This is a genomic window from Enterobacter asburiae, from assembly GCF_008080435.1.
GTDB classification, from domain to species: Bacteria; Pseudomonadota; Gammaproteobacteria; order Enterobacterales; family Enterobacteriaceae; genus Enterobacter; species Enterobacter asburiae_C.
On sequence record NZ_VRKN01000027.1, the window covers coordinates 1 to 26,320 of the forward strand.

A 26,320-nucleotide genomic window follows, 5' to 3' on the forward strand; every position below is an offset into this window, starting at 1 on the left:
TTGTCCGAAGACATTAAGAATCCATGTCACTTTGAGTGCCCACACAGATTGTCTGATAAATTGTTAAAGAGCAGTGCAACGCGGCTTTCGCTCACCGTTGCGAGGTGGCGTATATTACGCTTTCCTCTTTCAGAGTCAACCCGTTATTTCAGGATTTTTTCTCTTCAACCGAACCGCTTGTTGTGTGAAGTGATTCACATCCGCCGTGTCGATGGAGGCGCATTATAGGGATCCCATTTTTTAGCACAAGTATTTTTTAGATCTTTTTTTCCGACTGCTGATTTTCCGCGCTTTTCGCTGAAATCCCGCCCGATCTGCTTAAATATTGACGTATTTTGCCTTGCCTCGATCCATTAATATGATCAAAGTCTTCTGTATAGCGCTCATTGTTAGAGGTAGATATGCCCGCAGTATTACGTCCTTATAAAGATCTCTTCCCCCAAAAAGGCGATCGCGTGATGATCGATGCCAGCAGCGTGGTGATTGGTGATGTCCGAATGGCCGATGATGTCAGCATCTGGCCGCTCGTCGCCATCAGGGGAGATGTTAACTATGTGTCGATTGGTGCACGTACCAATATTCAGGACGGTAGCGTTCTGCATGTCACACACAAATCCTCCTATAACCCGGAGGGCAATCCCCTCATCATTGGAGAAGAGGTTACCGTCGGCCATAAAGTGATGCTTCACGGCTGCACTATCGGAAATCGCGTACTTGTTGGCATGGGGTCGATTTTGCTGGACGGCGTCATAGTAGAAGATGACGTAATGATTGGTGCCGGTAGCCTGGTCCCGCAGAACAAACGGCTGGAGAGTGGCTATCTCTATCTTGGAAGCCCGGTAAAACAGATCCGCCCCCTGAAGGAGGCAGAGATCGAAGGGTTAAAATACTCAGCGAACAACTACGTTAACTGGAAGAATGACTATCTGGATCAGGACAACCAAACCCAGCCCTGATCGTCTTCCTGCTGTTCGCGGATTAAATCGCTGGCTTCCTCTTCCAGATCCCAGCGATTTTCGCAAAATACCGCTATCGGATCTGAACCGCCAAAACGACGCAACAGAGTTTCCCCATGAATGGCACAGGTAAGTTGCATACCCTGTACCAGCACCGGAAAACAGACCGCTTGTTTACTCTCATCCCAGTTCTCTCTGTCCGGGAAATGAATAGCCTGGTTCACGCCGAAAGCTCCTGCTTTAACTTTTCAATGACAGGTTCGACCGCAGGCAACACGCCATGCCAGAGCAGCACCGCATGCGCAGCCTGACCCACCAGCATTCCCAGTCCATCGGCTAACTGTTTCGCGCCATGTTGTTCACACCAGTTAAGGAAAGGCGTCTTCCCTTTCTGATAAAACATGTCATAGAAGTACATATGCGCGCTAACCAGCGAAGCGGGAATTGCCGGGATCTCGCCATTGATGCCGCTGGACGTGGCATTGATGACAAGATCGAACTCACGATCGGCAAGATCGTCAAGCTCTACCGCGCTCACGCTGCCGGTATGCGCAAACAACGCCGCCAGCGCTTCTGCACGGGAAAAGGTTCTGTTGGTTATGGTCACCGCACAGTCCAGTGAAAGCAGAGGCAACAGTACTCCCCGCGATGCGCCACCCGCACCAATCAGCAGGACCCGGAACCCGGGCTTAATAAACGACAGTCGTTCCAAATCGCTAAGTAAACCAATTCCGTCGGTGTTGTCACCCAAAAGGCGTCCATCCTCAAGCCGTTTTAGGGTATTGACTGCACCAGCCAGTGAAGCGCGCTCGGTCAGCTCATCCGCACGTTCGAAGGCTTCCTCTTTAAAAGGGACCGTCACATTAGCGCCTTTACCGCCGGCGGCGAAAAAAGCCTCCAGCGTTGGAATAAATGCATCCACCGGTGCCAGTACGCGACCATAGGGATGATTTATCTGCAGCTGCTGCGCAAATTGCTGATGGATTAGCGGTGACTTGCTGTGTGCAATCGGATTACCAAAAACAGCATAGGTTTCCATGAAATTACCCCTGGCGAAAACGTTCGCCGGTCAAAGCGTCGCGAATTTCAGACGGATTCAGGCGCCCTCCCGTTTCACCGACAGCAACAGGGAAGTCATTCCCGAACTGTGCCAGCACTTCTTCGGTTGTCCGACAAGGCGGCAATCCGGTCAGGTTGGCGCTGGTTGAGACCAGCGGCTTACCAAATGCCAGACAAAGCTCAACCACCAGCGGATGGTCAGTTACGCGAACGGCGAGGGAATCAAAGCGTCCGGTTAACCAGCGCGGTGTTGTCGGCTGCGCCGGGAAGACGAAGGTCACCGGTCCAGGCCACGCGGAGAAGATAGTCTCGCGTTGCGCCGACGTTAGCATGGAGTCATCGATATAGGGTTTAAGCTGCTCGTAATTCGCAGCGATCAAAATCAGCCCTTTCTCGACGGGTCTTTGTTTTAAGGCAAGCAGGCGGCTCACAGCCGTCTCGCTGTCAGGATCGCAACCGACCCCAAAAACAGCTTCAGTTGGATAGGCGATGACTTCTTCATTTTTCAGTACGTCCACGGCATACGCAATGGAGCCTGATGGCAGGTTATTATTCACTATTTTGATCCGCCGTAACCGGCTTTCCACATTGTTTACTGGCGCAGAAGCGTTTCATGCCTTGCGCGGTTTTCTTCTCTATGAGTAGCGGATAATTGCAATGAGGGCAGGTTCCCGCTACCGGTTTAAAATTGATAACGAACTGGCATTCAGGATAGCGATCGCACGAATGGAAGGTCTTACCATAACGGGAACGGCGCTGTACCAACTGACCGCGCTGACACTGAGGGCACGCAATTGCCGTTTCATCAGGCTTATCAATTTGTTCCGTATGCTCACATTCCGGATAGCGGCTACATCCAATAAACATGCCGAAACGCCCCTGCCGCAGGGCTAATTCACCGCCGCAGAGTGGACAATACTGCCCCTCCAGAATTTTAACGATATGTCCATCCGCCTGGCTTTTCAGGGGACGGACATAATCACATTCCGGATAGTGTGAACAACCGAGAAACGGGCCGTGTTTCCCGGACCGAATAACAAGTTCAGCCCCGCATTGCGGGCAGGGCTCGTTTTTATGCACCGTGAATAGTGCTGATTTGGCCATAACAACTCTTGGTGCTGCACATTGAATTAGTGCAGCATACCTTCATTCACTTCAAAGAGTAATTCTTCCATTTGCTGATAGGCATTTTCACAGCCCGGGATATTAAACAGAACCATCAGGATCACCCACTTGAGATCTTCCAGTTCAAATTCTGCTGTATCCAGCGCCATGACGCGCTCTATCACCATTTCTCTCGTTTCGAGGTTCAGCACCTGAATCTGCTCAAGGAATAAGATGAACCCCCGGCAGCTGGCGTCCAGCCTTTCACACTCTTCTGCGGTATAAATGCGTACTGACAATGGGTCAGAAGCAAGCTGCATCGGTTCGGCGAGGCCTTCCTGATAATCAGCCAGTTTTTCCAGCCACATCAACGCATTATAGATATCTTCCCGCTCAAAACCCGCATCGGTAAGATCCTGTGTCAATTTGTCCTGATCCACTCGCATTTCTGCTTCGTTATGGATGTAAGTCTCAAACAAATACATCAGTACGTCGAACATGGCATGCCCTCCTTAATCGGACATAGCCGCCGGGTACAGCTGCGATCCACCCTGCTAACTCCAGTTCGAGTAGCTGTGCTACCGTTACTGGCACAGGTTGGCCGGCACGTTCAGCGACAACGTCAACAGGTGTTACCTCATCTCCTACGTTAGCCAGGAGCTTGGGAAATGGCAATGCCACCTTTCCCTGATCTGATGAATATTGTCGCTTTTCGGGATCTTCCTGCAGCCATTGCAACCCATATTGCAAATTTTCAAGAATATCCCCTACTTCCGTTACCGGCGTTGCCCCTTGCTTAATCAGCCAGTGGGGCCCCTCGCATCCGGGGTTGCCTATCGGACCAGGCAAGGCGAAGACTTCTCGCCCTTGTTCGAGCGCGCATCGTGCGGTGACCAGCGAACCGCTTCTCCGCGCCGCTTCAACTACCAGCACGCCTTTGCTAAGCCCGCTGATAATGCGATTACGACGCGGAAAGTTTGCCGGCCGGGGCTGCGCGGAAAGCGGAAACTCAGACACTATCGCGCCGTCAGATTCAATAAGCCGCATCGCCAGTGCCTGATGTCGGCGTGGATAAATGCTAAAAAGACCATTCCCCAGCACCGCTACACTTCGTCCTTTAACTGACAGCGCCGCGCCGTGGGCAACGCCGTCAATACCGCAGGCCAGCCCGCTGGTGATCGTGAAACCGCTTTGTGACAGTTGTTCGCACAGGATTTTCCCCCATCGCTCGCCGTACCATGACGGCGCACGACTGCCTACCACCGCCAGCTGAATTGTATTAAGCGTCTCAGGGTTACCTTTCAGGAATAATGCCCCTGGATAATCAGGAATCGTTCGGAGTAAAGGGGGATAAAGCGGATGATTGGCCGTCAATAAGTGATTTCCCGGCTGCTCAAGCCACATCAGGCTACGTTCCAGCTCGCTCTCGTCTGGCGCAAAGAACCTTTCAACCTGCTTTGCTGTCAGCCCGGCGTTTCTGGCGACGAGCGCGTCAATGTTTTCCTGCTTCTGCAGTCGCGCAGCCGCTTCCAGCATTACATCACCACACAGAGACCCTGTGTGTATTAGCCGTAGCCATATCTCGGTAGACGTCATCCTTTCCCCTGCCATAAGCGGCCTCCGCAATCATTGCGATTGGTCACTGATGCTGTCAATCGAAGGGGGATTTGTCTAGAATAGAGAGAGTATTCTTATCAACTCCTGAACACGACTCTGGAAATTTATGGCAGTTTTGCAAGTGTTACATATTCCGGACGAGCGCCTTCGCATCGTCGCTGAACCGGTCAAAGAAGTGAATGCAGAAATCCAGCGTATCGTTGATGATATGTTCGATACCATGTACGCCGAAGAAGGCATTGGCCTGGCGGCGACGCAGGTGGACATTCACAAGCGAATTATCGTGATTGATGTTTCTGAAAATCGCGATGGCCGTCTGGTGCTGATCAACCCTGAGTTGCTCGCAAAGAGTGGCGAAACCGGTATTGAGGAAGGCTGTCTGTCCATTCCTGAACAGCGTGCTTTAGTGCCGCGAGCCGAAAAGGTGAAAATTCGCGCCCTGGATCGTGACGGTAATCCGTTCGAACTGGAAGCAGACGACCTGCTGGCGATTTGTATTCAGCATGAGATGGATCATCTGGTCGGTAAACTGTTTATCGATTATCTCTCGCCGCTGAAACAGCAGCGTATTCGTCAGAAAGTAGAGAAACTGGATCGTTTGCGTTCTCGCGCATAACGTCCCCCCGGATACAAGGATCATCGTGTCTAAAACACTACGAATTATCTTCGCGGGAACCCCTGATTTTGCAGCGCGTCATCTTGACGCGCTGTTATCTTCTGGTCACCAGATTGTTGGCGTCTTTACCCAGCCGGACCGTCCGGCAGGTCGCGGTAAAAAACTGATGCCGAGCCCGGTAAAGGTGCTGGCAGAAGAGCATGGGTTACCTGTTTTCCAGCCTGCATCCTTACGCCCTCAGGAAAACCAGCAGTTGGTTGCTGACCTGAATGCCGACGTAATGGTGGTGGTGGCTTACGGTTTAATTCTGCCAAAAGCTGTGCTCGATATGCCTCGCCTGGGGTGCATCAACGTGCATGGGTCTCTGCTCCCGCGCTGGCGTGGTGCTGCACCTATCCAGCGTTCGCTGTGGGCAGGTGATGCCGAAACGGGCGTTACCATCATGAAGATGGACGTAGGTTTAGACACCGGCGATATGCTGTATAAACTGGCCTGCCCCATAACGTCAGACGATACCAGCGCCACGCTGTATGACAAACTGGCAGACCTGGGTCCACAAGGGCTTATCGAGACGCTCAAGCAGCTTGCTGACAATACGGCGAAACCGGAAGTTCAGGATGACGCGCTGGTAACTTATGCCGAAAAACTGAGCAAAGAAGAAGCGAGGATCGACTGGTCCCTGTCAGCCGCTCAACTTGAACGCTGCATTCGCGCTTTTAATCCGTGGCCAATGAGCTGGATGGAGATTGATGAGCAGCCAGTGAAAGTCTGGAAAGCCTCCGTCATTAGCGGTACTACCACGGCTGAACCCGGTACGATTGTTGACGCCAACAAGAATGGGATCCAGGTGGCGACTGCGCAAGGGATCCTGAATCTTGAATCGCTACAACCGGCCGGTAAGAAGGCCATGAGCGCTCAGGATCTGTTAAATTCCCGTCGCGAATGGTTTATTCCGGGCAATCGTCTTGCCTGAGCAAATTTATTCTTAAGGCCCGGTGTTTCCGGGCATTTTTATTTTTACGGTTATGAAAAAACAAAATCTACGCAGTATGGCGGCTCAGGCCGTTGAGCAGGTTATCGAGCAGGGCCAGTCATTAAGTAATGTCCTGCCACCCCTGCAACAAAAAGTCTCTGATAAAGACAAAGCCCTGCTTCAGGAGCTCTGCTTTGGCGTTCTGCGCACGCTTTCTCAGCTTGAGTGGTTGATTAGCAAGCTGATGTCACGCCCAATGACAGGCAAGCAGCGCACCGTACACTATTTGATTATGGTGGGTTTTTATCAGCTTCTTCATACCCGCATCCCACCTCATGCCGCGCTGGCTGAGACGGTGGAAGGTGCCGTTGCGATTAAACGCCCTCAGCTGAAAGGGCTGATCAACGGCGTCCTGCGTCAATTCCAGAGACAACAGGAAGAGCTTCTGGCTGAATTTGCCCAAAGCGAAGCACGCTTCCTGCATCCGGACTGGCTGTTGAGGCGCCTGAAAAAAGCTTATCCACAGCAGTGGCAGGAGATTGCCGATGCCAACAACCAGCGTCCACCAATGTGGTTACGCGTGAATCGTAATCACCACACTCGTGACGAATGGCTGGCATTACTTGAAGAAGCCGGAATGAGTGGATTCACGCATGAATCCTATCCGGATGCTGTCCGCTTAGCCTCACCAGCACCGGTACATGCATTACCTGGTTTTGATGAAGGCTGGGTAACCGTACAGGATGCCTCGGCTCAGGGCTGCATGACCTGGCTTGAACCCCAAAATGGTGAGCAGATCCTCGACCTGTGCGCCGCACCTGGGGGCAAAACGACGCATATTCTTGAAGTAGCTCCGCAGGCCAGCGTGATGGCAGTGGACGTCGATGAACAGCGCCTCTCACGCGTCTACGACAACCTCAAGCGTCTGGGCATGAAGGCTCAGGTTAAGCAAGGCGATGGACGCAAACCCGCAGAATGGTGTGGTGAAACCCAGTTCGATCGCATTTTGCTGGACGCCCCCTGCTCTGCAACCGGAGTTGTTCGTCGTCATCCGGACATCAAGTGGCTACGCCGCGATCGTGATATTAAGGAACTTGCCCAACTGCAATCCGACATTCTCGACGCCATTTGGCCGCATCTTAAACCTGGCGGAACGCTGGTCTATGCAACCTGCTCCGTACTGCCGGAAGAAAACAGCCAGCAAATCGCGGCCTTCCTTAAACGTACCCCGGACGCCACACTGCGCGATACGGGAACGCCTGAATCCCCGGGTCTGCAGAACCTTCCGGGTGCTGAAGAGGGTGATGGCTTCTTTTACGCTAAGCTAATCAAAGAGTGATGTTGAGAACAGGTCACGAGATATGAAGATTATCATTCTGGGTGCAGGACAGGTTGGCGGAACGCTGGCGGAAAACCTGGTTGGCGAAAACAACGACATCACAATTGTTGATACCAACGGCGATCGTCTGCGTGTCTTACAGGACAAGTTTGACCTGCGCGTTGTGCAGGGTCATGGTTCACACCCACGCGTTCTTCGTGAGGCGGGCGCCGACGATGCCGACATGCTGGTTGCGGTAACCAGTTCTGACGAAACCAATATGGTGGCCTGTCAGGTGGCCTACTCGCTTTTCAACACGCCAAACCGAATCGCACGCATTCGCTCTCCGGACTATGTTCGCGATTCTGAGAAACTGTTTAATTCCGAAGCGGTCCCTATTGACCATCTCATCGCGCCAGAACAGCTGGTTATCGACAATATCTATCGCCTGATCGAATATCCGGGCGCCCTGCAGGTGGTGAACTTTGCCGAGGGTAAAGTGAGCCTGGCTGTGGTCAAGGCCTATTACGGTGGACCATTGATCGGCAATGCGCTTTCCACCATGCGCGAGCACATGCCGCATATCGATACGCGCGTCGCAGCCATTTTCCGTCACGACAGGCCAATCCGCCCGCAAGGTTCAACGATTGTCGAAGCAGGTGATGAAGTCTTCTTTATTGCGGCCTCACAGCATATTCGTGCGGTGATGAGTGAACTTCAGCGTCTCGAAAAACCCTATAAACGCATTATGCTGGTCGGCGGCGGCAATATCGGCGCAGGTCTGGCACATCGGTTAGAAAAAGATTACAGCGTAAAATTGATCGAGCGCGATCAACAGCGTGCTGCTGAACTGGCGGAAAAACTGCAAAATACGATCGTATTTTATGGCGATGCGTCAGATCAGGAGCTGCTGGCTGAAGAGCATATTGATCAAGTTGATCTCTTTATTGCCGTCACCAACGACGACGAGGCGAATATAATGTCCGCCATGCTCGCCAAGCGTATGGGAGCAAAGAAGGTCATGGTGCTTATCCAGCGCAAGGCGTATGTCGATCTGGTCCAGGGCAGCGTTATTGATATTGCCATTTCGCCGCAGCAGGCGACAATTTCCGCGCTCCTGAGCCATGTTCGTAAAGCGGATATTGTCGGTGTGTCATCGCTCCGCCGCGGCGTAGCGGAAGCCATTGAAGCCGTGGCTCATGGAGATGAAACCACGTCACGCGTCGTGGGTCGGTCGATCGACGAAATTAAGCTGCCACCAGGCACGATTATCGGCGCCGTTGTGCGCGGGAATGATGTCATGATTGCCAATGACAATTTACGTATTGAGCAAGGCGATCACGTTATTATGTTCCTTACCGATAAAAAATTTATTACCGACGTCGAACGTTTATTCCAGCCAAGTCCATTCTTCCTTTAAAGAGTTGGGTGCTCGAGAAAGAGCACCCGTACTTTATCCTTTTCATTTCTGTGCCTTTTATTTTTCATAACGTTTAATTATCCCGAATGGCAATTGGCTAATCATTTGTTAAACTTATACTCGTCAGCTGGCACAAGGAGAGAACAATGAGTTTTATTAAAGAATTTCGCGAATTTGCGATGCGCGGGAACGTGGTGGATTTGGCAGTGGGTGTCATTATTGGTGCAGCATTCGGCAAGATTGTTTCATCATTAGTGGCCGACATTATCATGCCACCTTTAGGGTTGTTAATCGGGGGCATTGATTTCAAACAATTCGCTTTCACGCTACGTGAAGCGCAGGGTGATGTTCCGGCAGTAGTAATGCACTACGGCGTATTTATTCAGAACATATTTGATTTTGTGATTGTCGCGTTTGCCATTTTTATGGCTATCAAGCTGATCAACAGGCTCAACCGTAAAAAAGAAGAGCCGGCTGCAGCACCTGCACCAACGAAAGAAGAAGTACTGCTGAGTGAGATCCGCGATCTGTTAAAAGAGCAGAATAACCGCGTATAATCAACAGATAAAAGCAGGAAGGCCAGTGGTAAATAAGCGACTCGCTTGCTTGCCACTGGCCTCCCAGTTACCCCGTTTTTCATGTTTGTCTTTACGCAGATAACTTCCTTTCCCTTTTTTATTCTTCTCAACGCGCTGCCTGAATAACGGGTCGTGAAGTAACGCCTCAATGGCATTGTCCTTAATTTGTCCTTTCGTGTGCTGATAGCGGCTCATAATGTCTCCAGAGCAGGGTTTATGACGACGGGAGTCTAGACCCGGATGAATTAAAAATCAACAGCCCTGAGTTTCTCCACTCGCTCCCTGTTCAAGGGCTTCGAGTATTGAACAGTAAATACTGCTGTGGGCCGTACCGCAGCAGGCATCATTCAGCCTTTGCAGAGAGCGCTGCATGGTTTGCAACTCCTGAATGCGCGCTTCAACTTCATCCAGCCTGGCCTGCACAATGCTTTTAGATTCCTGGCAGGTGTGATGTTCCGGATCGATGCGGATCGATAATAATTCGCGAATCGAATCCAGTGTGAAGCCGAGCTGACGCGCATAACGAATAAACCGCAGACGCTGCAGATCGTTATCGGTATAAAGGCGAAAGCCTCCTTCAGTACGAACTTCATGATCGATCATCTGCTGCTTTTCGTAATATCGGATGGTATCCGGCGTGACGTTCGCAAGCTTCGCAAGTTCACCGATGCGGTACATAGCTACTCCTCGTTTATTTTCTGCATCAATCTTTCACCGTATTCACCGCGCAGGAAATCAGTATTCATCCCAGCCTGGCGCAGCTTGAGTTCAAGCAGGGCGAGACGGCGGCTAAGTTCAGAATGCCGTGGATCGTCATGGCGGATCCCTTTGAGAAGATCGGCCAGTTCAACGGCCTCTCTGCGCTGTTCGAGCTCCGGAGGGAGACAGCCTGCATTTTTCAGTAAACGGTATCCAGCCCGTAGTTCAGGCGCGATGTACGAATCATCGTCAAGCACAAGGGGTTCGCCGCTGCCCGGGAGATCGTCGAATTCACCTTTTTTTTGGGCATCGCGAATATGGCGTTCTGCCCACTGGTCGAGCAACCACATTACCAGCTCCAGGGGATGAACAGAATTGATACAGACATTGTAGAGAAGTGGGGGTATCGCGGATATAAAAAAACCCGCCGGAGCGGGTTTTTTTACGTTACTACAGATTACTCTGCAGCAGCTTCTGCTTTCTCTGAACGATCAACCAGCTCGATGTAAGCCATCGGCGCGTTGTCGCCTGCACGGAAACCACACTTCAGAATGCGAGTGTAACCACCGGCACGGCTCGCGAAACGCGGGCCCAGTTCGTTAAACAGTTTTGCCACGATCTCGTTATCACGAGTACGGGCGAATGCCAGACGACGATTAGCAACGCTGTCAGTCTTGGCAAGAGTAATCAGCGGCTCAACTACGCGACGCAGCTCTTTCGCTTTAGGCAGGGTCGTCTTGATGATCTCATGACGAACCAGTGAACCTGCCATGTTGCGGAACATAGCCTGGCGATGGCTGCTGTTGCGGTTCAGTTGACGACCACTCTTACGATGGCGCATGACCTTATCCTTCTCAGTAAAACCTTAACCTGTGATCCGGTTACTCGTCAGCAATGCTTGCCGGTGGCCAGTTTTCCAGGCGCATGCCCAGAGACAGACCACGTGAAGCCAGCACGTCTTTAATCTCAGTAAGAGATTTTTTACCCAGGTTCGGCGTTTTCAGCAACTCAACCTCGGTACGCTGTACCAGATCACCGATATAGTGGATAGCTTCTGCCTTGAGGCAGTTAGCAGAGCGGACAGTCAATTCGAGATCGTCAACAGGGCGCAGCAGGATCGGATCGAATTCTGGTTTCTCTTCTTTCACTTCCGGCTGACGTACATCACGTAAGTCAACGAAAGCTTCCAGTTGTTCTGCCAGGATGGTCGCCGCACGACGAATCGCCTCTTCAGGATCGATTGTGCCGTTGGTTTCCATTTCGATGACCAGCTTGTCCAGGTCGGTACGCTGTTCTACACGCGCTGCTTCAACATTGTAGGCAATACGCTCTACAGGGCTATAGCATGCGTCGACCAGCAGACGGCCGATTGGGCGCTCATCTTCTTCCGAATGAATTCGGGCAGAAGCCGGCACATAACCACGACCGCGCTGAACTTTGATACGCATGCTAATAGCTGCGTTCTCATCGGTCAGGTGGCAGATCACGTGCTGCGGCTTGACGATTTCAACATCACCGTCGTGGGTGATGTCGGCTGCAGTCACAGGGCCAATGCCAGATTTATTCAGAGTAAGAATAACTTCATCTTTACCCTGAACTCTCACCGCCAGCCCTTTCAGGTTGAGCAGGATTTCAAGGATATCTTCCTGAACGCCTTCTTTGGTGCTGTACTCATGAAGTACACCATCAATCTCAACCTCGGTCACCGCGCAACCCGGCATCGATGAGAGCAGAATACGGCGCAGTGCGTTACCCAGAGTATGGCCAAAGCCACGCTCTAAAGGCTCAAGGGTCACCTTGGCGTGCGTCGAACTCACTTGCTCGATATCTACCAGGCGCGGTTTTAGAAACTCTGTCACAGAACCCTGCATTGTGTCCTCTCTTTGGTACTAAGCTTTACTTGGAGTAAAGCTCGACGATCAGGTGTTCGTTAATGTCCGCAGACAGATCAGAACGCTCAGGCTGACGCTTGAACGTACCTTCCATCTTGCCAGCATCAACTTCCAGCCAGGTTGGCTTTTCACGCTGCTCAGCCAGCTCCAGAGCGGCCTTCACGCGAGATTGCTTTTTCGCTTTCTCACGAATGCTAACAACGTCATTCGCTTTAACCTGATAAGAAGCGATGTTAACAACACGACCGTTTACCATGATTGCTTTGTGGCTAACCAGCTGACGTGATTCAGCACGAGTAGCGCCGAAGCCCATACGGTATACAACGTTGTCCAGACGACCTTCCAGCAGAGCCAGCAGGTTTTCACCTGTGTTGCCTTTCAGACGTGCTGCTTCTTTATAGTAGTTACGGAACTGACGCTCCAGCACACCGTACATACGGCGAACTTTTTGCTTTTCACGCAACTGCACACCATAGTCAGACAGACGCGGTTTACGCGCACCGTGCTGGCCAGGAGCTTGTTCAATTTTACACTTGGTATCGATCGCGCGAACGCCAGACTTAAGGAATAAGTCGGTGCCCTCACGACGGCTCAGCTTGAGCTTAGGACCCAAATATCTTGCCATTTTCTATCTCCAACTAACCTAAAAAACGGAGCGTTATACGCGACGTTTTTTCGGCGGACGACAACCGTTATGAGGGATCGGAGTCACATCAGTAATATTCGTGATGCGGAAACCAGCGGCGTTCAGAGCGCGAACAGTAGATTCACGACCCGGACCCGGACCTTTAACCATAACTTCCAGATTCTTGATGCCGTATTCTTTTACGGCTTCTGCGCAACGCTCTGCTGCAACCTGAGCTGCGAACGGAGTGGATTTGCGAGAACCACGGAAACCGGAACCACCGGCTGTTGCCCAACCCAATGCGTTACCCTGACGATCAGTAATAGTAACGATGGTGTTGTTGAAAGAAGCATGGATATGAGCCACGCCGTCAGAGACTTGTTTTCTTACACGTTTACGTGCACGAACTGGTGCCTTTGCCATTATTCAATCACCCCGATTATTTCTTGATCGGTTTGCGCGGACCCTTACGGGTACGTGCGTTGGTCTTAGTACGCTGACCGCGCACTGGCAGACCACGACGATGACGCAAACCGCGATAGCAACCAAGATCCATCAGGCGCTTGATGCTCATGCTGATTTCACGGCGCAGATCACCTTCAACGACAAATTTGGCAACTTCGTCACGCAGCGTGTCGATTTGTTCTTCAGACAGCTCACTGATCTTAACATCTTCAGCGATACCCGCTGCAGCCAGAATGGCTTTAGAACGGGTCTTGCCGACGCCGTAGATCGAAGTTAATGCGATCACAGCATGTTTCTGATCAGGAATGTTAATGCCTGCTATACGGGCCACTATGCACTCCTACTATTTAATATGTACGCACCATGCTGAAAAGCCCGTTTTCAGGATACTCAAATGGAAACGTACAGACATACAAAAGATTGGCTGGCTAATCTAGCCAGCTCAACCCAACTTTGCAAGAAAAATATGCGAAATAATCAGCCTTGGCGCTGTTTATGCTTCGGCTCGGCACTGCAAATCACACGGATGACACCATCACGCTTAACGATTTTGCAGTTACGGCATAATTTCTTGACGGAAGCACGAACTTTCATTTTTACTCTCCGTAACTTCTCAGGCGACCATTTAGCGGCCGTAGCCTTTCAGGTTCGCCTTCTTCAATGCAGACTCGTACTGACTGGACATCATCAGAGTTTGCACTTGAGCCATAAAGTCCATAATCACGACAACAACGATAAGCAGCGAGGTCCCACCGAAGTAGAACGGCACTTTCATCGCATCACGCATGAACTCCGGGATCAGGCAGATAAAAGTAATATAAAGCGCACCAACCAAAGTCAGGCGAGTCATTACTTTATCGATATACTTCGCCGTTTGCTCTCCCGGACGAATTCCTGGTACAAATGCACCGGACTTCTTCAGGTTATCTGCTGTTTCACGCGGGTTGAAGACCAACGCCGTGTAGAAGAAACAGAAGAAGATGATCGCAGACGCATAGAGTAACACATAAAGTGGTTGCCCAGGCTGCAAATACAGCGAAATTGTTGTCAGCCAGTTCCAACCAGTACCGCCCCCGAACCATGACGCGATGGTTGCCGGGAACAGAATAATACTGGAAGCGAAGATAGCCGGGATAACCCCCGCCATGTTCACTTTCAGCGGTAAATGTGTGCTCTGTGCAGCATAGACACGACGACCCTGCTGACGTTTAGCGTAGTTCACCACAATGCGGCGTTGACCACGTTCAACAAAGACAACAAAGAACGTCACTGCAAATACTAATACTGCAACCAACAGCAACAGGAGGAAGTGCAGGTCGCCTTGACGCGCTTGCTCGATAGTATGGGCGATGGCTGGCGGGAGGCCCGCAACAATACCGGCGAAGATAATGATTGAGATACCGTTACCGATACCACGCTCAGTAATCTGTTCGCCGAGCCACATCAGGAACATAGTCCCTGTGACCAGACTAACAACAGCGGTGAAATAGAATGCAAAGCCCGGGTTTAACACCAGGCCCTGCATACCAGGCATATTCGGCAGACCGGTAGCAATACCGATCGACTGGAATATTGCCAGCACCAGAGTACCGTAACGGGTGTACTGACTAATCTTACGACGTCCAGACTCCCCTTCTTTCTTCAACTCTGCCAGGGCCGGATGAACGACCGTCAGCAGCTGGATAATAATAGATGCCGAAATGTACGGCATAATACCCAATGCGAAGATAGAAGCACGGCTGAGAGCACCACCAGAGAACATGTTGAACATTTCAATGATGGTGCCTCGCTGTTGCTCAAGCAGTTTGGCAAGTACAGCGGCATCGATACCAGGGATCGGAATAAAAGAGCCAATACGGAACACAATCAGCGCGCCGATAACAAACAGCAGTCTGCGTTTCAGCTCGCCAAATCCACCTTTGGCACTTTGAAAATCTAATCCCGGTTGCTTAGCCATCTGCTACTTATTCCTCAATTTTACCGCCAGCAGCTTCGATAGCAGCACGAGCACCTTTAGTAACACGCAGGCCACGAACAGTTACCGGAGTAGAAACTTCACCAGCCAGGATCACTTTCGCGAACTCGATCTGGATACCGATAATGTTTGCTGCTTTCAGCGTGTTCAGGTCTACAACGCCGCCTTCAACTTTCGCCAGGTCAGACAGACGGATTTCCGCTGTGATCGCTGCTTTGCGAGAGGTGAAGCCGAACTTCGGCAGACGACGGTACAGTGGCATCTGGCCACCCTCGAAACCGCGACGTACGCCACCGCCAGAACGAGAGTTCTGACCTTTGTGACCACGACCACCGGTTTTGCCGAGGCCAGAACCGATACCACGACCCAGGCGTTTACCCGCCTTTTTAGAGCCTTCGGCCGGAGACAGAGTATTTAAACGCATCTCTTACTCCTCAACTTTAACCATGAAGTAAACCGCGTTGACCATACCACGTACAGCAGGAGTATCCTCGCGCTCAACGGTATGACCAATACGACGCAGACCCAGGCCAAGCAGCGTTGCCTTGTGTTTCGGCAGACGACCGATTGCACTGCGGGTTTGAGTGATTTTAATAGTCTTTGCCATGGTCAATTACCCCAGAATTTCTTCAACGGATTTACCACGCTTGGCAGCGACCATTTCTGGAGAATTCATATTTTCCAGGCCATCAATAGTTGCACGAACCACGTTGATCGGGTTGGTGGAACCATATGCTTTGGCCAGAACGTTATGAACCCCAGCAACTTCCAGAACGGCGCGCATTGCACCACCGGCGATGATACCGGTACCTTCTGAAGCTGGCTGCATGAATACACGAGAACCCGTGTGAACACCTTTAACTGGGTGCTGCAGGGTACCGTTGTTCAGCGCGACGTTAATCATATTGCGACGGGCTTTTTCCATCGCTTTCTGGATCGCTGCTGGAACTTCACGCGCTTTACCGTAACCAAAACCAACGCGACCGTTACCATCGCCTACTACAGTCAGAGCTGTGAAGGAGAAAATACGACCACCTTTAACGGTTTTAGATACGCGGTTTACCGCGATCAGCTTTTCCTGCAGTTCGCCAGCCTGTTTTTCGATGTGAGCCATCTTACACCTCTACCTTAGAACTGAAGGCCAGCTTCACGGGCAGCATCTGCCAGTGCCTGGACACGACCATGATATTGGAACCCGGAACGGTCAAAGGAAACATTGCTGATGCCTTTTTCCAGAGCGCGTTCTGCAACAGCTTTACCTACAGCTGCAGCGGCGTCTTTGTTACCGGTGTACTTCAATTGTTCTGAGATAGCTTTTTCTACAGTAGAAGCAGCTACCAGAACTTCAGAACCGTTCGGTGCAATTACCTGTGCGTAAATATGACGCGGGGTACGATGTACCACCAGGCGAGTTGCACCCAGCTCTTTGAGCTTGCGGCGTGCGCGGGTCGCACGACGGATACGAGCAGATTTCTTATCCATAGTGTTACCTTACTTCTTCTTAGCCTCTTTGGTACGCACGACTTCGTCGGCGTAACGAACACCCTTGCCTTTGTAAGGCTCAGGACGACGGTAGGCGCGCAGATCTGCTGCAACCTGACCGATCAGCTGTTTATCAGCGCCTTTCAGCACGATTTCAGTTTGAGTCGGACATTCTGCAGTGATACCGGCCGGCAGCGGATGCTCAACAGGGTGTGAGAAGCCCAGAGACAGGCCTACTGCATTCCCTTTGATAGCTGCACGATAACCTACACCAACCAGTTGAAGCTTTTTAGTGAAGCCTTCGGTAACACCAACAACCATTGAGTTCAGCAGGGCACGCGCGGTACCAGCCTGAGCCCATCCATCCACGAAACCATCACGTGGACCGAAGGTCAGAGCGTTATCTGCATGTTTAACTTCAACAGCTTTGTTGAGGGTACGAGTCAGCTCGCCGTTTTTACCTTTGATCGTAATAACCTGACCGTCGATTTTTACATCAACGCCGGCAGGAATAACGACCGGTGCTTTAGCAACACGAGACATTCTTTCCTCCGATTAGGCTACGTAGCAGATAATTTCGCCACCAAGACCAGCCTGGCGCGCTGCACGATCAGTCATAACACCTTTAGAGGTAGAAACAACTGCGATACCAAGACCAGCCATAACTTTTGGCAGCTCATCTTTTTTCTTATAGATGCGCAGGCCTGGGCGGCTGACACGCTGAATGCTTTCTACAACAGCTTTACCCTGGAAATACTTGAGAGTAAGTTCCAGTTCCGGCTTGGTGTCGCCTTCAACTTTAAAATCTTCGATAAAACCTTCTTCCTTCAGCACGTTGGCAATTGCCACTTTCAGCTTGGCGGAAGGCATGGTGACCGCAACTTTGTTCGCGGCCTGACCGTTACGGATACGGGTCAGCATATCCGCGATCGGATCTTGCATGCTCATCTGTCTTTACTCCCGTGATTCAATTGGTAATTACCAGCTAGCCTTTTTCAAGCCTGGCACTTCACCGCGCATAGCGGCTTCACGCAGTTTGATACGGCTCAACCCAAACTTGCCCACATAACCATGTGGACGACCTGTTTGACGACAGCGGTTACGCTGACGAGACGGGCTGGAATCACGCGGCAGAGACTGCAGCTTGAGAACCGCATTCCAACGATCTTCGTCGGAAGCGTTCACATCAGAAATGATCGCTTTCAGTTCAGCGCGTTTAGCGAAGAATTTATCAGCTAAAGCTACGCGCTTTACTTCGCGTGCTTTCATTGATTGCTTAGCCATTCAGTAACCCTACCTTACTTGCGGAACGGGAAGTCAAAGGCAGCCAGCAGAGCACGGCCTTCTTCGTCAGATTTCGCAGTAGTGGTAATGGTAATATCCAAACCACGCACGCGGTCGACTTTATCGTAGTCGATTTCTGGGAAGATGATCTGCTCACGGACACCCATGCTGTAGTTACCACGACCGTCGAAAGACTTAGCGGACAAGCCACGGAAGTCACGGATACGTGGAACAGCAATAGTGATCAGGCGCTCAAAGAACTCCCACATGCGTTCGCCACGCAGAGTTACTTTACAGCCGATCGGATAGCCCTGACGGATTTTGAAGCCTGCAACAGATTTGCGTGCTTTGGTGATCAGCGGTTTTTGACCGGAGATTGCTGTCAGGTCAGCTGCTGCGTTATCCAGCAGTTTCTTGTCAGCGATCGCTTCACCAACACCCATGTTCAGGGTGATCTTCTCGACCCGAGGGACTTGCATGACAGAATTGTAGTTAAACTCAGTCATGAGTTTGTTAACTACTTCGTCTTTGTAGTAATCATGCAGTTTCGCCATCGTACTACTCCAAATTACTTGATAGTTTCGCTGTTAGACTTGAAGAAACGGACTTTTTTGCCGTCTTCGAATCTAAAGCCTACACGGTCAGCCTTGCCGGTAGCCGCATTGAAGATTGCAACGTTAGAAACCTGAATAGCAGCTTCTTTTTCAACGATGCCACCTGGTTGGTTCAGGGCCGGAACCGGCTTCTGATGTTTCTTAACCAGGTTGATACCTTCAACGACAAGTTTGCCGGAAGACAGAACATTTTTTACTTTACCGCGTTTACCTTTATCTTTACCGGTTAACACGATAACTTCGTCATCACGACGGATTTTCGCTGCCATGATTCGCTCCTTAGAGTACTTCTGGTGCCAGAGAGATAATTTTCATGAACTTCTCAGTACGAAGTTCACGAGTTACCGGCCCAAAGATACGCGTGCCGATAGGCTGCTCGCTGTTATTGTTTAAAATAACGCATGCATTACCATCGAAGCGAATGACAGAACCGTCAGGGCGACGAACACCCTTCTTGGTGCGCACCACTACCGCCTTCAGCACATCACCTTTTTTGACCTTACCACGTGGAATTGCTTCCTTGATGGTGATCTTGATGATGTCGCCTACGCCTGCGTAGCGACGGTGCGAGCCACCCAGAACCTTGATACACATTACGCGACGTGCACCGGAGTTGTCGGCGACGTTCAGCATAGTCTGTTCTTGGATCATTTTAGTGCTCCGCTAATGTCAACTACTACCTGAGACTCTAAAATCAGAGCCGTTAAAAAGCCCCATATCGAGGGCGCGGCATTATAACACCGCTTCTGCAATATGGGTAGAAAAAATAAACGGCTCATCGCTGAGCCGTTTATTCGTATTGAGAAGGCGTACTGTATTACAGAACCGCTTTCTCTACAACGCGAACCAGCGTCCAGGACTTAGTCTTGGACAGTGGACGGCATTCACGGATTTCAACCTTGTCGCCGATACCACATTCGTTGTTCTCGTCATGTACGTGCAGTTTGGTCGTACGCTTGATGAATTTACCGTAGATCGGGTGTTTCACAATACGTTCGATAGCTACAACAATGGATTTCTCCATTTTGTCGCTAACAACACGACCTTGCAGAGTACGGATTTTATCGGTCATTACGCACCCGCCTTCTGAGTCAGTAAAGTCTTAACGCGTGCAACATTGCGACGCACTTGCTTCAGCAGGTGAGTCTGTTGCAGCTGGCCACTTGCAGCCTGCATACGCAGGTTGAACTGCTCACGCAGCAGGTTCAGCAGCTCAGCGTTCAGCTCTTCAACGCTTTTTTCACGCAGCTCTTTTGCTTTCATTACATCACCGTCTTAGTTACAAAGGTGGTTTTGATAGGCAGTTTCGCTGCTGCCAGGCCGAAGGCTTCACGGGCCAGCTCTTCCGGAACACCGTCCATTTCATAAAGGACTTTGCCCGGTTGGATCAAGGCAACCCAGTACTCCACGTTACCTTTACCTTTACCCATACGAACTTCCAGCGGCTTCTCGGTGATCGGTTTGTCCGGGAATACACGGATCCAGATCTTACCTTGACGCTTAACTGCACGGGTCATTGCACGACGTGCTGCTTCGATCTGACGTGCAGTCAGACGACCACGGCCAACAGCTTTCAGACCGAAAGTGCCGAAGCTAACATCCGTACCCTGCGCCAGACCACGGTTGCGGCCTTTGTGCACTTTACGGAATTTTGTACGCTTTGGTTGTAACATCAGCGACGCTCCTTATTTACGGCCTTTACGCTGCTGCTTTTTAGGTTGAGCAGCCGGTTTTTCCGGTTGTTCAACAGCAGCCATACCACCCAGGATCTCACCTTTGAAGATCCATACCTTAACGCCGATTACACCGTAAGTGGTGTGCGCTTCAGAGGTGTTGTAGTCGATGTCAGCACGCAGAGTGTGCAGCGGTACGCGACCTTCACGGTACCATTCGGTACGTGCGATTTCCGCGCCGCCCAGACGGCCGCTAACTTCAACTTTGATACCTTTAGCGCCCAGACGCATTGCGTTCTGTACAGCACGCTTCATAGCACGACGGAACATAACACGACGTTCCAGCTGTGAAGTGATGCTGTCAGCAACCAATTTAGCGTCCAGTTCAGGCTTACGAACTTCAGCGATATTGATCTGTGCAGGGACGCCAGCGATATCCGCTACGACCTTGCGCAGTTTTTCTACGTCTTCGCCTTTCTTACCGATAACGATGCCAGGACGAGCAGTGTGAATAGTCACACGGATGCTCTTCGCTGGACGCTCGATAACGATACGAGATACAGACGCTTTAGCCAGTTCCTTAGTCAGGTACTGACGTACTTTAAAATCGCTGTCCAGGTTGTCAGCGAATTCTTTGGTGTTCGCAAACCAGGTTGAGTTCCATGGTTTTACAATACCCAGGCGAATACCATTAGGATGTACTTTCTGACCCATTGCTAGTCTCCAGAGTCTCAGCGATCGGACACAACCACAGTAATGTGGCTGGTGCGCTTCAGGATGCGATCTGCACGACCTTTCGCACGCGGCATAATGCGCTTCATGCTTGGGCCTTCATCTACGAAAATTTTCGCGACTTTCAGATCGTCGATGTCAGCGCCATCGTTGTGTTCAGCGTTAGCAATGGCAGATTCCAGTACTTTCTTGACCAATACCGCAGCTTTCTTGTTGGTATAGGTCAGGATGTCCAGGGCCTGCGACACTTTCTTACCGCGAATCAGGTCAGCAACAAGGCGAACCTTCTGTGCAGAAGAACGAGCATGGCGATGTTGAGCTAAAGTTTCCATCTCTTCCTCCTACCTTATTTCTTCTTCGCTTTTTTATCAGCAGCGTGGCCGCGATAAGTACGAGTCGGTGCGAATTCACCCAGTTTGTGACCAACCATTTCGTCGGTAACAAAGACTGGAACGTGCTGACGACCATTATGGACAGCGATGGTCAAACCGATCATGTTAGGAAAGATCGTTGAACGACGGGACCAAGTGCGCAGGGGCTTCTTGTCTCCGCTTTCCACCGCTTTCTCTACCTTCTTCAGCAAGTGCAGGTCAATAAAAGGACCTTTCTTGAGAGAACGTGGCATGGCTTATCCTCTAAAATTATTTGCTACGGCGACGTACGATAAATTTATCAGTACGCTTGTTGCTGCGGGTCTTCTTACCTTTGGTCTGAACGCCCCACGGAGTTACCGGGTGCTTACCAAAGTTACGACCTTCACCACCACCATGTGGGTGATCGACTGGGTTCATCGCAGTACCGCGAACGGTAGGACGAACACCACGCCAGCGTGCAGCACCTGCTTTACCCAGAACGCGCAGCATATGCTCAGCATTGCCAACTTCGCCCAGAGTAGCGCGGCAGTCTGCTTCGACTTTACGCATTTCACCAGAACGCAGACGCAGGGTGACATAAGCACCATCACGAGCAACGATCTGAACGTAAGTACCCGCGGAACGCGCCAGCTGACCGCCTTTACCTGGTTTCATTTCTACGTTATGAACGGTAGAACCAACCGGGATATTGCGCATCGGCAGGGTGTTGCCTGCTTTGATTGCAGCATCAACGCCAGACTGAATCTGGTCGCCAGCTTTCAGGCCTTTAGGGGCCAGGATGTAACGGCGTTCGCCGTCTTTGTACAGAACCAGCGCGATGTTCGCGGAACGGTTCGGATCGTACTCAAGACGTTCAACAACTGCTGGGATACCGTCTTTGTTGCGTTTGAAGTCAACAATACGATAAGCCTGCTTGTGGCCACCACCGATGTGACGAGTGGTGATACGGCCATTGTTGTTACGACCACCGGATTTGCTGTTTTTTTCCAGCAACGGAGCAAAAGGTTTGCCCTTGTGCAGCTCAGGGTTAACCACTTTAACTACGTGGCGACGACCCGGAGATGTCGGTTTACATTTAACAACTGCCATTGTATTACTCCTCCGACTTACTCAGCGCCGCCAACGAAGTCCAGATTCTGGCCTTCTTTCAGGGTGACGTAAGCTTTTTTCCAGTCGCTACGACGACCGATACGCTGTCCGTGACGTTTAACTTTCCCTTTAACAACCAGGGTGTTAACGACTTCGACTTCGACTTCAAACAGTTTCTGCACAGCAGCTTTGATCTCTGCTTTGGTCGCGTCTTTAGCAACTTTGAGAACGATGGTGTTTGTTTTTTCCATCGCAGTAGACGCTTTTTCAGAAACGTGCGGTGCGCGAAGCACCTTCAGCAGACGTTCTTCACGAATCATGCCAGCATCTCCTCAACTTGCTTAACAGCATCAGCAGTCATTACGACTTTGTCGAAGGCGATCAGGCTAACCGGGTCGATACCAGTCGCATCGCGTACGTCAACCTTGTGCAGGTTACGTGCGGCCAGGAACAGGTTCTCGTCCAGCTCACCGGTGATGATCAGCACATCTTCCAGAGCCATGTCTTTCAGTTTCTGTGCCAGCAGCTTAGTTTTAGGCGCTTCAACAGAGAACTTCTCGACAACGATCAGACGATCCTGACGTACCAGTTCGGACAGGATGCTTTTCAGCGCGCCGCGGTACATCTTTTTGTTAACTTTTTGACTGTGGTCCTGTGGACGCGCAGCGAAGGTCACGCCACCTGAACGCCAGATCGGGCTCTTGATAGAACCTGAACGCGCACGGCCGGTACCTTTCTGGCGCCATGGCTTTTTGCCAGAACCAGTTACTTCAGCACGAGTCTTCTGAGCACGAGTACCCTGACGAGCACCAGCTGCATAAGCAACAACAACCTGGTGAACCAGCGCTTCGTTGAAATCACGACCGAAGGTAGTTTCGGAAACAGTCAGCGCGCTCTGCGCGTCTTTCAATACTAATTCCATTGCTATCCCCTTACGCCTTCACAGCTGGTTTAACGATCAGGTCGCTACCGGTTGCACCCGGAACTGCACCTTTAACCAGCAGCAGGTTGCGCTCAGCGTCAACACGTACTACGTCCAGGCTCTGAACGGTTACACGTTCGTTACCCAGCTGACCTGCCATTTTCTTGCCTTTGAACACTTTGCCCGGAGTCTGGTTCTGACCGATAGAACCCGGAACGCGGTGAGACAAGGAGTTACCGTGGGTAGCGTCCTGGGTACGGAAGTTCCAGCGCTTAACGGTACCAGCAAAACCTTTACCTTTAGAGGTACCGGTTACGTCAACTTTTTTAACGTCAGCAAACAGCTCAACGCTAATGTCCTGACCTACGGTGAACTCTTCGCCTTCAGCAAGACGGAATTCCCACAGACCACGGCCAGCTTCTACGCCAGCTTTAGCGAAGTGACCCGCTTCTGGTTTGGTTACACGGTTAGCTTTTTTAGCACCAGTGGTCACCTGAACAGCGCGGTAGCCATCGTTAGCCAGATCTTTAACCTGGGTAACGCGGTTTGCTTCAACTTCGATTACGGTTACTGGGATTGAAACGCCATCTTCAGTGAAGATGCGGGTCATACCCACTTTTTTACCGACTAAACCAATCATTGTATCAACCTCTCAATCGCTCGATGACCTGATTAACCCAGGCTGATCTGCACGTCTACACCGGCAGCCAGATCCAGACGCATCAGAGCATCAACGGTTTTCTCAGTTGGCTCAACGATGTCAACCAGACGCTTGTGAGTGCGGATTTCGTACTGATCACGCGCGTCTTTGTTGACGTGCGGAGAAATCAGAACGGTGAAGCGCTCTTTGCGGGTCGGCAGCGGGATCGGACCACGGACTTGCGCACCAGTGCGCTTAGCAGTCTCGACGATTTCCGCGGTTGATTGATCGATCAGACGATGATCAAACGCTTTAAGGCGGATACGGATTCTTTGGTTCTGCATGAGACCAGAGCTCCAATTATTTTATAAACGAAAATGATTACTCCTCAAACCCATTACGATTGATGGGAGAGTGTAACCGTTCTTACGTAGCTCCCCAATTGGGAGCATTGTTGAGTAACAAAATGAGCTACTCTGGTTCTGATTGAACCCGCCGTCAATTACGACAAGCCCGCGCATTATACGTAAATCTGGGCAAGACGCAAGTGCCGTTTAGAAATTAAGCACCAGAGGCGCAGTATGCGTAAGGGTGCACAACTTTTTACGCAATGTATCCCTTCTCAATGTTTTGTCTGGAGCCCCTACCCAATTGTCGTTTTTGTAGATTGCCAGCCAGGCCGATTATAACGAGTATGCGCTCAAACCCTTTTGAGGCCTTTTCCATGTTAACCACCCTCCCCTTTTTACTGGTCTATTTTTCGCTGACCGCCTCTCTTGTACACGCAGATATTCGCTACGGACTGCTTCCCGATAAATTTCTCTGCCCGCTGCTATGGGCGGGCCTGCTCTTCCAGCTCTGTATCCATCCTGATTTTCTGCCGAGTGCGGTGGTAGGTGCGATGGCTGGATATATCGGCTTTGCCGTTATTTACTGGGGATATCGGTTTATCTGCCGGCGTGAAGGGATGGGATATGGCGATGTAAAATACCTGGCGGCGCTTGGTGCGTGGCATGGCTGGTGCATGCTGCCTACGCTGGCGTTACTCGCTGCGCTGATGGCGCTACTTAGCATTCTTGTGTTTTCGTTATTCACCGTTGATAAGGGGGTATTAAAAAACCCACTGCCTTTTGGGCCATTTCTGGCAGCAGCGGGTTTATGCGTAGGTTGGAAGACGGTGGTTACTCTTCCACTTTAATCTGCGACTGAAGGTAGTTCTGCAGGCCGATTTTAGCAATCAGATCCAGCTCTGTTTCCAGCCAGTCAATATGGCCTTCTTCATCGGCCAGGATCTGGATCATCATATCGCGACTGACGTAATCATGTACGCTGTCGGCATAGGCAATGGCTTCACGGAGATCTTTGGCGCCTTCAAGTTCGAGCCTGAGGTCTGAACGCAGCATCTCTTCGACATCTTCTCCGATGCCCAGCTTTCCGAGATCCTGCAGGTTTGGAATGCCTTCAAGGAATAAAATACGCTCGATATATTTATCAGCGTGCTTCATTTCATCGATCGATTCATGGTACTCAACGTCGTTCAGACGTTTAAGCCCCCAGTTTTTGAACATTCTCGCGTGAAGAAAGTACTGGTTAATTGCGACAAGCTCATTTCCCAATAATTTATTGAGATAACTTATGATTTTAACATCACCTTTCATTATATAGTCCCTCCGCTTCCACTCATTGAAGCGTAGATCGGGCTACAGGGATGTCAAAAAAAAGATGGGCGCTTACGCGATCTCTTTGTATTCCGGGATCTGCATCAGTTCGTCCTGCATGATCTCTCGCGCAGCACGTACACATTTACCGCATTGATTTCCCACCGGAACAAATTTGCGTAGCTGCTGAAATGACTGAGGCTGAAACTGGCGAACGGCCTGACGTATTTTTTTGTCGCTTACACCATTACATAAACAAACGTACATAGAGACTCCCGTTCAAATTATGCGCAAAGTGTAAGTGAGAATGGTTATGATTACAATAGCACAAACGCCACAATACGGGGCGGGAGCAGGCAAAAAATGCGAAATTTTGTGACAGCGCCTGAGCGGCAGAAAACAAAAAAGGACGCCGAAGCGTCCTTTTTTTTATTCGGGGCTAATTAATTAGCTCAGAACTTTAGCAACAACGCCCGCGCCAACGGTACGGCCGCCTTCACGGATTGCGAAACGCAGACCGTCGTCCATCGCGATTGGGTGGATCAGCGTCACAAC

General features: G+C 50.9%; 47 protein-coding genes. 7 read left to right on the forward strand and 40 right to left on the reverse strand.

Going from position 1 to position 26,320, the window contains the following annotated elements:
* Positions 1–401 precede the first annotated feature (401 nt).
* Positions 402–956: a gamma carbonic anhydrase family protein gene (locus FU672_RS23585; protein WP_029740647.1), complete on the forward strand. Its 555-nt coding sequence runs from the start codon at positions 402–404 to the stop codon at positions 954–956.
* Here the strand turns inward: FU672_RS23585 and FU672_RS23590 are convergent.
* Genes FU672_RS23590 through dprA form a run of 6 tightly spaced genes read right to left on the reverse strand, consistent with a single transcriptional unit; the run spans position 932 to position 4,715 of the window.
* Complete coding sequence (locus FU672_RS23590) at positions 932–1,180, reverse strand: DUF1488 family protein (RefSeq protein WP_048976997.1); 249 nt, start codon at positions 1,178–1,180, stop codon at positions 932–934. The two genes, FU672_RS23585 and FU672_RS23590, sit on opposite strands and share 25 nt — an antisense overlap.
* On the reverse strand, positions 1,177–1,995 hold the full coding sequence (gene aroE / locus FU672_RS23595) for a shikimate dehydrogenase (RefSeq protein WP_148245072.1): 819 nt from the start codon (positions 1,993–1,995) through the stop codon (positions 1,177–1,179). The genes FU672_RS23590 and aroE overlap by 4 nt, the downstream gene beginning before the upstream one ends.
* Before the next feature lie 4 nt (positions 1,996–1,999).
* A complete protein-coding gene (gene tsaC, locus FU672_RS23600; protein ID WP_148245073.1) occupies positions 2,000–2,572 on the reverse strand; it encodes an L-threonylcarbamoyladenylate synthase type 1 TsaC in 573 nt (190 codons plus the stop codon).
* Complete coding sequence (locus tag FU672_RS23605) at positions 2,565–3,119, reverse strand: DNA topoisomerase family protein (protein ID WP_023309445.1); 555 nt, start codon at positions 3,117–3,119, stop codon at positions 2,565–2,567. Before FU672_RS23605 ends, tsaC begins: the two co-directional genes overlap by 8 nt.
* Before the next feature lie 26 nt (positions 3,120–3,145).
* Positions 3,146–3,619 carry a DUF494 family protein Smg gene (gene smg / locus FU672_RS23610; RefSeq protein WP_008503477.1) on the reverse strand — a complete coding sequence of 158 codons (474 nt, stop codon included), beginning with the start codon at positions 3,617–3,619 and terminating at the stop codon, positions 3,146–3,148.
* The gene (gene dprA, locus FU672_RS23615) at positions 3,591–4,715 is read right to left on the reverse strand and encodes a DNA-protecting protein DprA (RefSeq protein ID WP_148245074.1); all 1,125 of its coding nucleotides are present in this window, start codon (positions 4,713–4,715) and stop codon (positions 3,591–3,593) included. The genes smg and dprA overlap by 29 nt, the downstream gene beginning before the upstream one ends.
* 127 nt (positions 4,716–4,842) lie before the next feature.
* On the opposite strand from dprA, the gene def reads away from it, so the two are divergent.
* The 5 genes from def (at position 4,843) to mscL (ending at position 9,620) form a co-directional block, all read left to right on the forward strand.
* Entirely contained in the window at positions 4,843–5,352 is a 510-nt protein-coding gene (gene def / locus FU672_RS23620) for a peptide deformylase (protein WP_148245075.1), read from the forward strand.
* 25 nt (positions 5,353–5,377) lie between these two features.
* Positions 5,378–6,325: a methionyl-tRNA formyltransferase gene (gene fmt, locus FU672_RS23625; RefSeq protein WP_148245076.1), complete on the forward strand. Its 948-nt coding sequence runs from the start codon at positions 5,378–5,380 to the stop codon at positions 6,323–6,325.
* Positions 6,326–6,377: 52 nt separating this feature from the next.
* Positions 6,378–7,664, forward strand: a complete 1,287-nt coding sequence (gene rsmB, locus FU672_RS23630) for a 16S rRNA (cytosine(967)-C(5))-methyltransferase RsmB (protein ID WP_148245077.1) — start codon at positions 6,378–6,380, stop codon at positions 7,662–7,664.
* A gap of 22 nt (positions 7,665–7,686) precedes the next feature.
* Positions 7,687–9,063 carry a Trk system potassium transporter TrkA gene (gene trkA / locus FU672_RS23635; RefSeq protein ID WP_148245078.1) on the forward strand — a complete coding sequence of 459 codons (1,377 nt, stop codon included), beginning with the start codon at positions 7,687–7,689 and terminating at the stop codon, positions 9,061–9,063.
* Between the two features lie 146 nt (positions 9,064–9,209).
* Positions 9,210–9,620, forward strand: a complete 411-nt coding sequence (mscL, locus tag FU672_RS23640; protein WP_148245079.1) for a large-conductance mechanosensitive channel protein MscL — start codon at positions 9,210–9,212, stop codon at positions 9,618–9,620.
* Here the strand turns inward: mscL and FU672_RS23645 are convergent, their stop codons facing one another.
* From FU672_RS23645 to rpsJ, 31 genes are all read right to left on the reverse strand, one after another.
* Positions 9,621–9,836 (reverse strand): alternative ribosome-rescue factor A, encoded by a 216-nt coding sequence (locus FU672_RS23645; RefSeq protein WP_148245080.1) that lies wholly within the window; start codon positions 9,834–9,836, stop codon positions 9,621–9,623.
* A 57-nt stretch (positions 9,837–9,893) separates the two neighbouring features.
* Positions 9,894–10,319, reverse strand: coding sequence for a Zn(2+)-responsive transcriptional regulator (gene zntR, locus FU672_RS23650; RefSeq protein WP_029740638.1), 426 nt, complete (start codon positions 10,317–10,319; stop codon positions 9,894–9,896).
* Between the two features lie 2 nt (positions 10,320–10,321).
* A complete protein-coding gene (locus tag FU672_RS23655) occupies positions 10,322–10,690 on the reverse strand; it encodes a DnaJ family domain-containing protein (protein ID WP_148245081.1) in 369 nt (122 codons plus the stop codon).
* Positions 10,691–10,797: 107 nt separating this feature from the next.
* On the reverse strand, positions 10,798–11,181 hold the full coding sequence (gene rplQ / locus FU672_RS23660) for a 50S ribosomal protein L17 (protein WP_001216368.1): 384 nt from the start codon (positions 11,179–11,181) through the stop codon (positions 10,798–10,800).
* Positions 11,182–11,221: 40 nt separating this feature from the next.
* Entirely contained in the window at positions 11,222–12,211 is a 990-nt protein-coding gene (locus FU672_RS23665) for a DNA-directed RNA polymerase subunit alpha (protein WP_002919219.1), read from the reverse strand.
* Positions 12,212–12,236: 25 nt separating this feature from the next.
* Entirely contained in the window at positions 12,237–12,857 is a 621-nt protein-coding gene (gene rpsD / locus FU672_RS23670; protein WP_004868345.1) for a 30S ribosomal protein S4, read from the reverse strand.
* Between the two features lie 33 nt (positions 12,858–12,890).
* The gene (gene rpsK / locus FU672_RS23675) at positions 12,891–13,280 is read right to left on the reverse strand and encodes a 30S ribosomal protein S11 (protein ID WP_003863312.1); all 390 of its coding nucleotides are present in this window, start codon (positions 13,278–13,280) and stop codon (positions 12,891–12,893) included.
* Positions 13,281–13,296: 16 nt separating this feature from the next.
* Positions 13,297–13,653, reverse strand: a complete 357-nt coding sequence (gene rpsM, locus FU672_RS23680; RefSeq protein ID WP_003863308.1) for a 30S ribosomal protein S13 — start codon at positions 13,651–13,653, stop codon at positions 13,297–13,299.
* A gap of 146 nt (positions 13,654–13,799) precedes the next feature.
* Positions 13,800–13,916: a 50S ribosomal protein L36 gene (rpmJ, locus tag FU672_RS23685; protein ID WP_000868187.1), complete on the reverse strand. Its 117-nt coding sequence runs from the start codon at positions 13,914–13,916 to the stop codon at positions 13,800–13,802.
* 31 nt (positions 13,917–13,947) lie between these two features.
* Complete coding sequence (gene secY / locus FU672_RS23690) at positions 13,948–15,279, reverse strand: preprotein translocase subunit SecY (RefSeq protein WP_003863305.1); 1,332 nt, start codon at positions 15,277–15,279, stop codon at positions 13,948–13,950.
* 7 nt (positions 15,280–15,286) lie between these two features.
* Entirely contained in the window at positions 15,287–15,721 is a 435-nt protein-coding gene (rplO, locus tag FU672_RS23695; protein WP_003863304.1) for a 50S ribosomal protein L15, read from the reverse strand.
* A gap of 3 nt (positions 15,722–15,724) precedes the next feature.
* Entirely contained in the window at positions 15,725–15,904 is a 180-nt protein-coding gene (gene rpmD, locus FU672_RS23700; protein WP_003863301.1) for a 50S ribosomal protein L30, read from the reverse strand.
* Positions 15,905–15,910: 6 nt separating this feature from the next.
* Complete coding sequence (gene rpsE / locus FU672_RS23705) at positions 15,911–16,411, reverse strand: 30S ribosomal protein S5 (protein WP_003863299.1); 501 nt, start codon at positions 16,409–16,411, stop codon at positions 15,911–15,913.
* Positions 16,412–16,425: 14 nt separating this feature from the next.
* Positions 16,426–16,779: a 50S ribosomal protein L18 gene (gene rplR, locus FU672_RS23710; RefSeq protein ID WP_003863297.1), complete on the reverse strand. Its 354-nt coding sequence runs from the start codon at positions 16,777–16,779 to the stop codon at positions 16,426–16,428.
* Positions 16,780–16,788: 9 nt separating this feature from the next.
* Complete coding sequence (gene rplF, locus FU672_RS23715) at positions 16,789–17,322, reverse strand: 50S ribosomal protein L6 (RefSeq protein WP_003863296.1); 534 nt, start codon at positions 17,320–17,322, stop codon at positions 16,789–16,791.
* Positions 17,323–17,334: 12 nt separating this feature from the next.
* Positions 17,335–17,727, reverse strand: coding sequence for a 30S ribosomal protein S8 (gene rpsH, locus FU672_RS23720; protein ID WP_006178918.1), 393 nt, complete (start codon positions 17,725–17,727; stop codon positions 17,335–17,337).
* Between the two features lie 30 nt (positions 17,728–17,757).
* Positions 17,758–18,063: a 30S ribosomal protein S14 gene (gene rpsN / locus FU672_RS23725; RefSeq protein ID WP_003863291.1), complete on the reverse strand. Its 306-nt coding sequence runs from the start codon at positions 18,061–18,063 to the stop codon at positions 17,758–17,760.
* 14 nt (positions 18,064–18,077) lie between these two features.
* The gene (gene rplE / locus FU672_RS23730) at positions 18,078–18,617 is read right to left on the reverse strand and encodes a 50S ribosomal protein L5 (protein WP_001096206.1); all 540 of its coding nucleotides are present in this window, start codon (positions 18,615–18,617) and stop codon (positions 18,078–18,080) included.
* Between the two features lie 14 nt (positions 18,618–18,631).
* The gene (rplX, locus tag FU672_RS23735) at positions 18,632–18,946 is read right to left on the reverse strand and encodes a 50S ribosomal protein L24 (RefSeq protein WP_003863287.1); all 315 of its coding nucleotides are present in this window, start codon (positions 18,944–18,946) and stop codon (positions 18,632–18,634) included.
* Between the two features lie 10 nt (positions 18,947–18,956).
* A complete protein-coding gene (rplN, locus tag FU672_RS23740; RefSeq protein ID WP_002919748.1) occupies positions 18,957–19,328 on the reverse strand; it encodes a 50S ribosomal protein L14 in 372 nt (123 codons plus the stop codon).
* Positions 19,329–19,494: 166 nt separating this feature from the next.
* Positions 19,495–19,749, reverse strand: a complete 255-nt coding sequence (gene rpsQ / locus FU672_RS23745) for a 30S ribosomal protein S17 (protein WP_008503489.1) — start codon at positions 19,747–19,749, stop codon at positions 19,495–19,497.
* Positions 19,749–19,940, reverse strand: a complete 192-nt coding sequence (rpmC, locus tag FU672_RS23750) for a 50S ribosomal protein L29 (protein ID WP_003863282.1) — start codon at positions 19,938–19,940, stop codon at positions 19,749–19,751. Before rpmC ends, rpsQ begins: the two co-directional genes overlap by 1 nt.
* Positions 19,940–20,350: a 50S ribosomal protein L16 gene (gene rplP, locus FU672_RS23755; RefSeq protein ID WP_002919759.1), complete on the reverse strand. Its 411-nt coding sequence runs from the start codon at positions 20,348–20,350 to the stop codon at positions 19,940–19,942. The genes rpmC and rplP overlap by 1 nt, the downstream gene beginning before the upstream one ends.
* A gap of 12 nt (positions 20,351–20,362) precedes the next feature.
* Entirely contained in the window at positions 20,363–21,064 is a 702-nt protein-coding gene (gene rpsC, locus FU672_RS23760; protein ID WP_000529945.1) for a 30S ribosomal protein S3, read from the reverse strand.
* Positions 21,065–21,081: 17 nt separating this feature from the next.
* Positions 21,082–21,414, reverse strand: coding sequence for a 50S ribosomal protein L22 (rplV, locus tag FU672_RS23765; protein WP_002919773.1), 333 nt, complete (start codon positions 21,412–21,414; stop codon positions 21,082–21,084).
* Between the two features lie 14 nt (positions 21,415–21,428).
* On the reverse strand, positions 21,429–21,707 hold the full coding sequence (gene rpsS / locus FU672_RS23770) for a 30S ribosomal protein S19 (RefSeq protein ID WP_001138117.1): 279 nt from the start codon (positions 21,705–21,707) through the stop codon (positions 21,429–21,431).
* Positions 21,708–21,723: 16 nt separating this feature from the next.
* A complete protein-coding gene (rplB, locus tag FU672_RS23775) occupies positions 21,724–22,545 on the reverse strand; it encodes a 50S ribosomal protein L2 (RefSeq protein ID WP_000301859.1) in 822 nt (273 codons plus the stop codon).
* 17 nt (positions 22,546–22,562) lie between these two features.
* Positions 22,563–22,865, reverse strand: coding sequence for a 50S ribosomal protein L23 (rplW, locus tag FU672_RS23780; protein WP_000617546.1), 303 nt, complete (start codon positions 22,863–22,865; stop codon positions 22,563–22,565).
* Positions 22,862–23,467, reverse strand: a complete 606-nt coding sequence (rplD, locus tag FU672_RS23785) for a 50S ribosomal protein L4 (RefSeq protein ID WP_000424395.1) — start codon at positions 23,465–23,467, stop codon at positions 22,862–22,864. The genes rplW and rplD overlap by 4 nt, the downstream gene beginning before the upstream one ends.
* Before the next feature lie 10 nt (positions 23,468–23,477).
* Positions 23,478–24,107 carry a 50S ribosomal protein L3 gene (gene rplC, locus FU672_RS23790; RefSeq protein ID WP_006178923.1) on the reverse strand — a complete coding sequence of 210 codons (630 nt, stop codon included), beginning with the start codon at positions 24,105–24,107 and terminating at the stop codon, positions 23,478–23,480.
* A gap of 32 nt (positions 24,108–24,139) precedes the next feature.
* Positions 24,140–24,451 (reverse strand): 30S ribosomal protein S10, encoded by a 312-nt coding sequence (rpsJ, locus tag FU672_RS23795; protein WP_001181005.1) that lies wholly within the window; start codon positions 24,449–24,451, stop codon positions 24,140–24,142.
* Positions 24,452–24,831: 380 nt separating this feature from the next.
* On the opposite strand from rpsJ, the gene FU672_RS23800 reads away from it, so the two are divergent.
* The gene (locus FU672_RS23800) at positions 24,832–25,305 is read left to right on the forward strand and encodes a prepilin peptidase (protein ID WP_148245082.1); all 474 of its coding nucleotides are present in this window, start codon (positions 24,832–24,834) and stop codon (positions 25,303–25,305) included.
* Here the strand turns inward: FU672_RS23800 and bfr are convergent.
* The 3 genes from bfr to FU672_RS23815 all read right to left on the reverse strand — a co-directional run.
* Positions 25,289–25,765 carry a bacterioferritin gene (bfr, locus tag FU672_RS23805; protein ID WP_008503492.1) on the reverse strand — a complete coding sequence of 159 codons (477 nt, stop codon included), beginning with the start codon at positions 25,763–25,765 and terminating at the stop codon, positions 25,289–25,291. The two genes, FU672_RS23800 and bfr, sit on opposite strands and share 17 nt — an antisense overlap.
* Positions 25,766–25,837: 72 nt before the next feature.
* Positions 25,838–26,032, reverse strand: coding sequence for a bacterioferritin-associated ferredoxin (bfd, locus tag FU672_RS23810; RefSeq protein ID WP_008503493.1), 195 nt, complete (start codon positions 26,030–26,032; stop codon positions 25,838–25,840).
* A gap of 180 nt (positions 26,033–26,212) precedes the next feature.
* The coding region (locus FU672_RS23815) for an EF-Tu C-terminal domain-related protein (RefSeq protein WP_072109227.1) at positions 26,213–26,320 on the reverse strand (108 nt) is incomplete at its 5' end.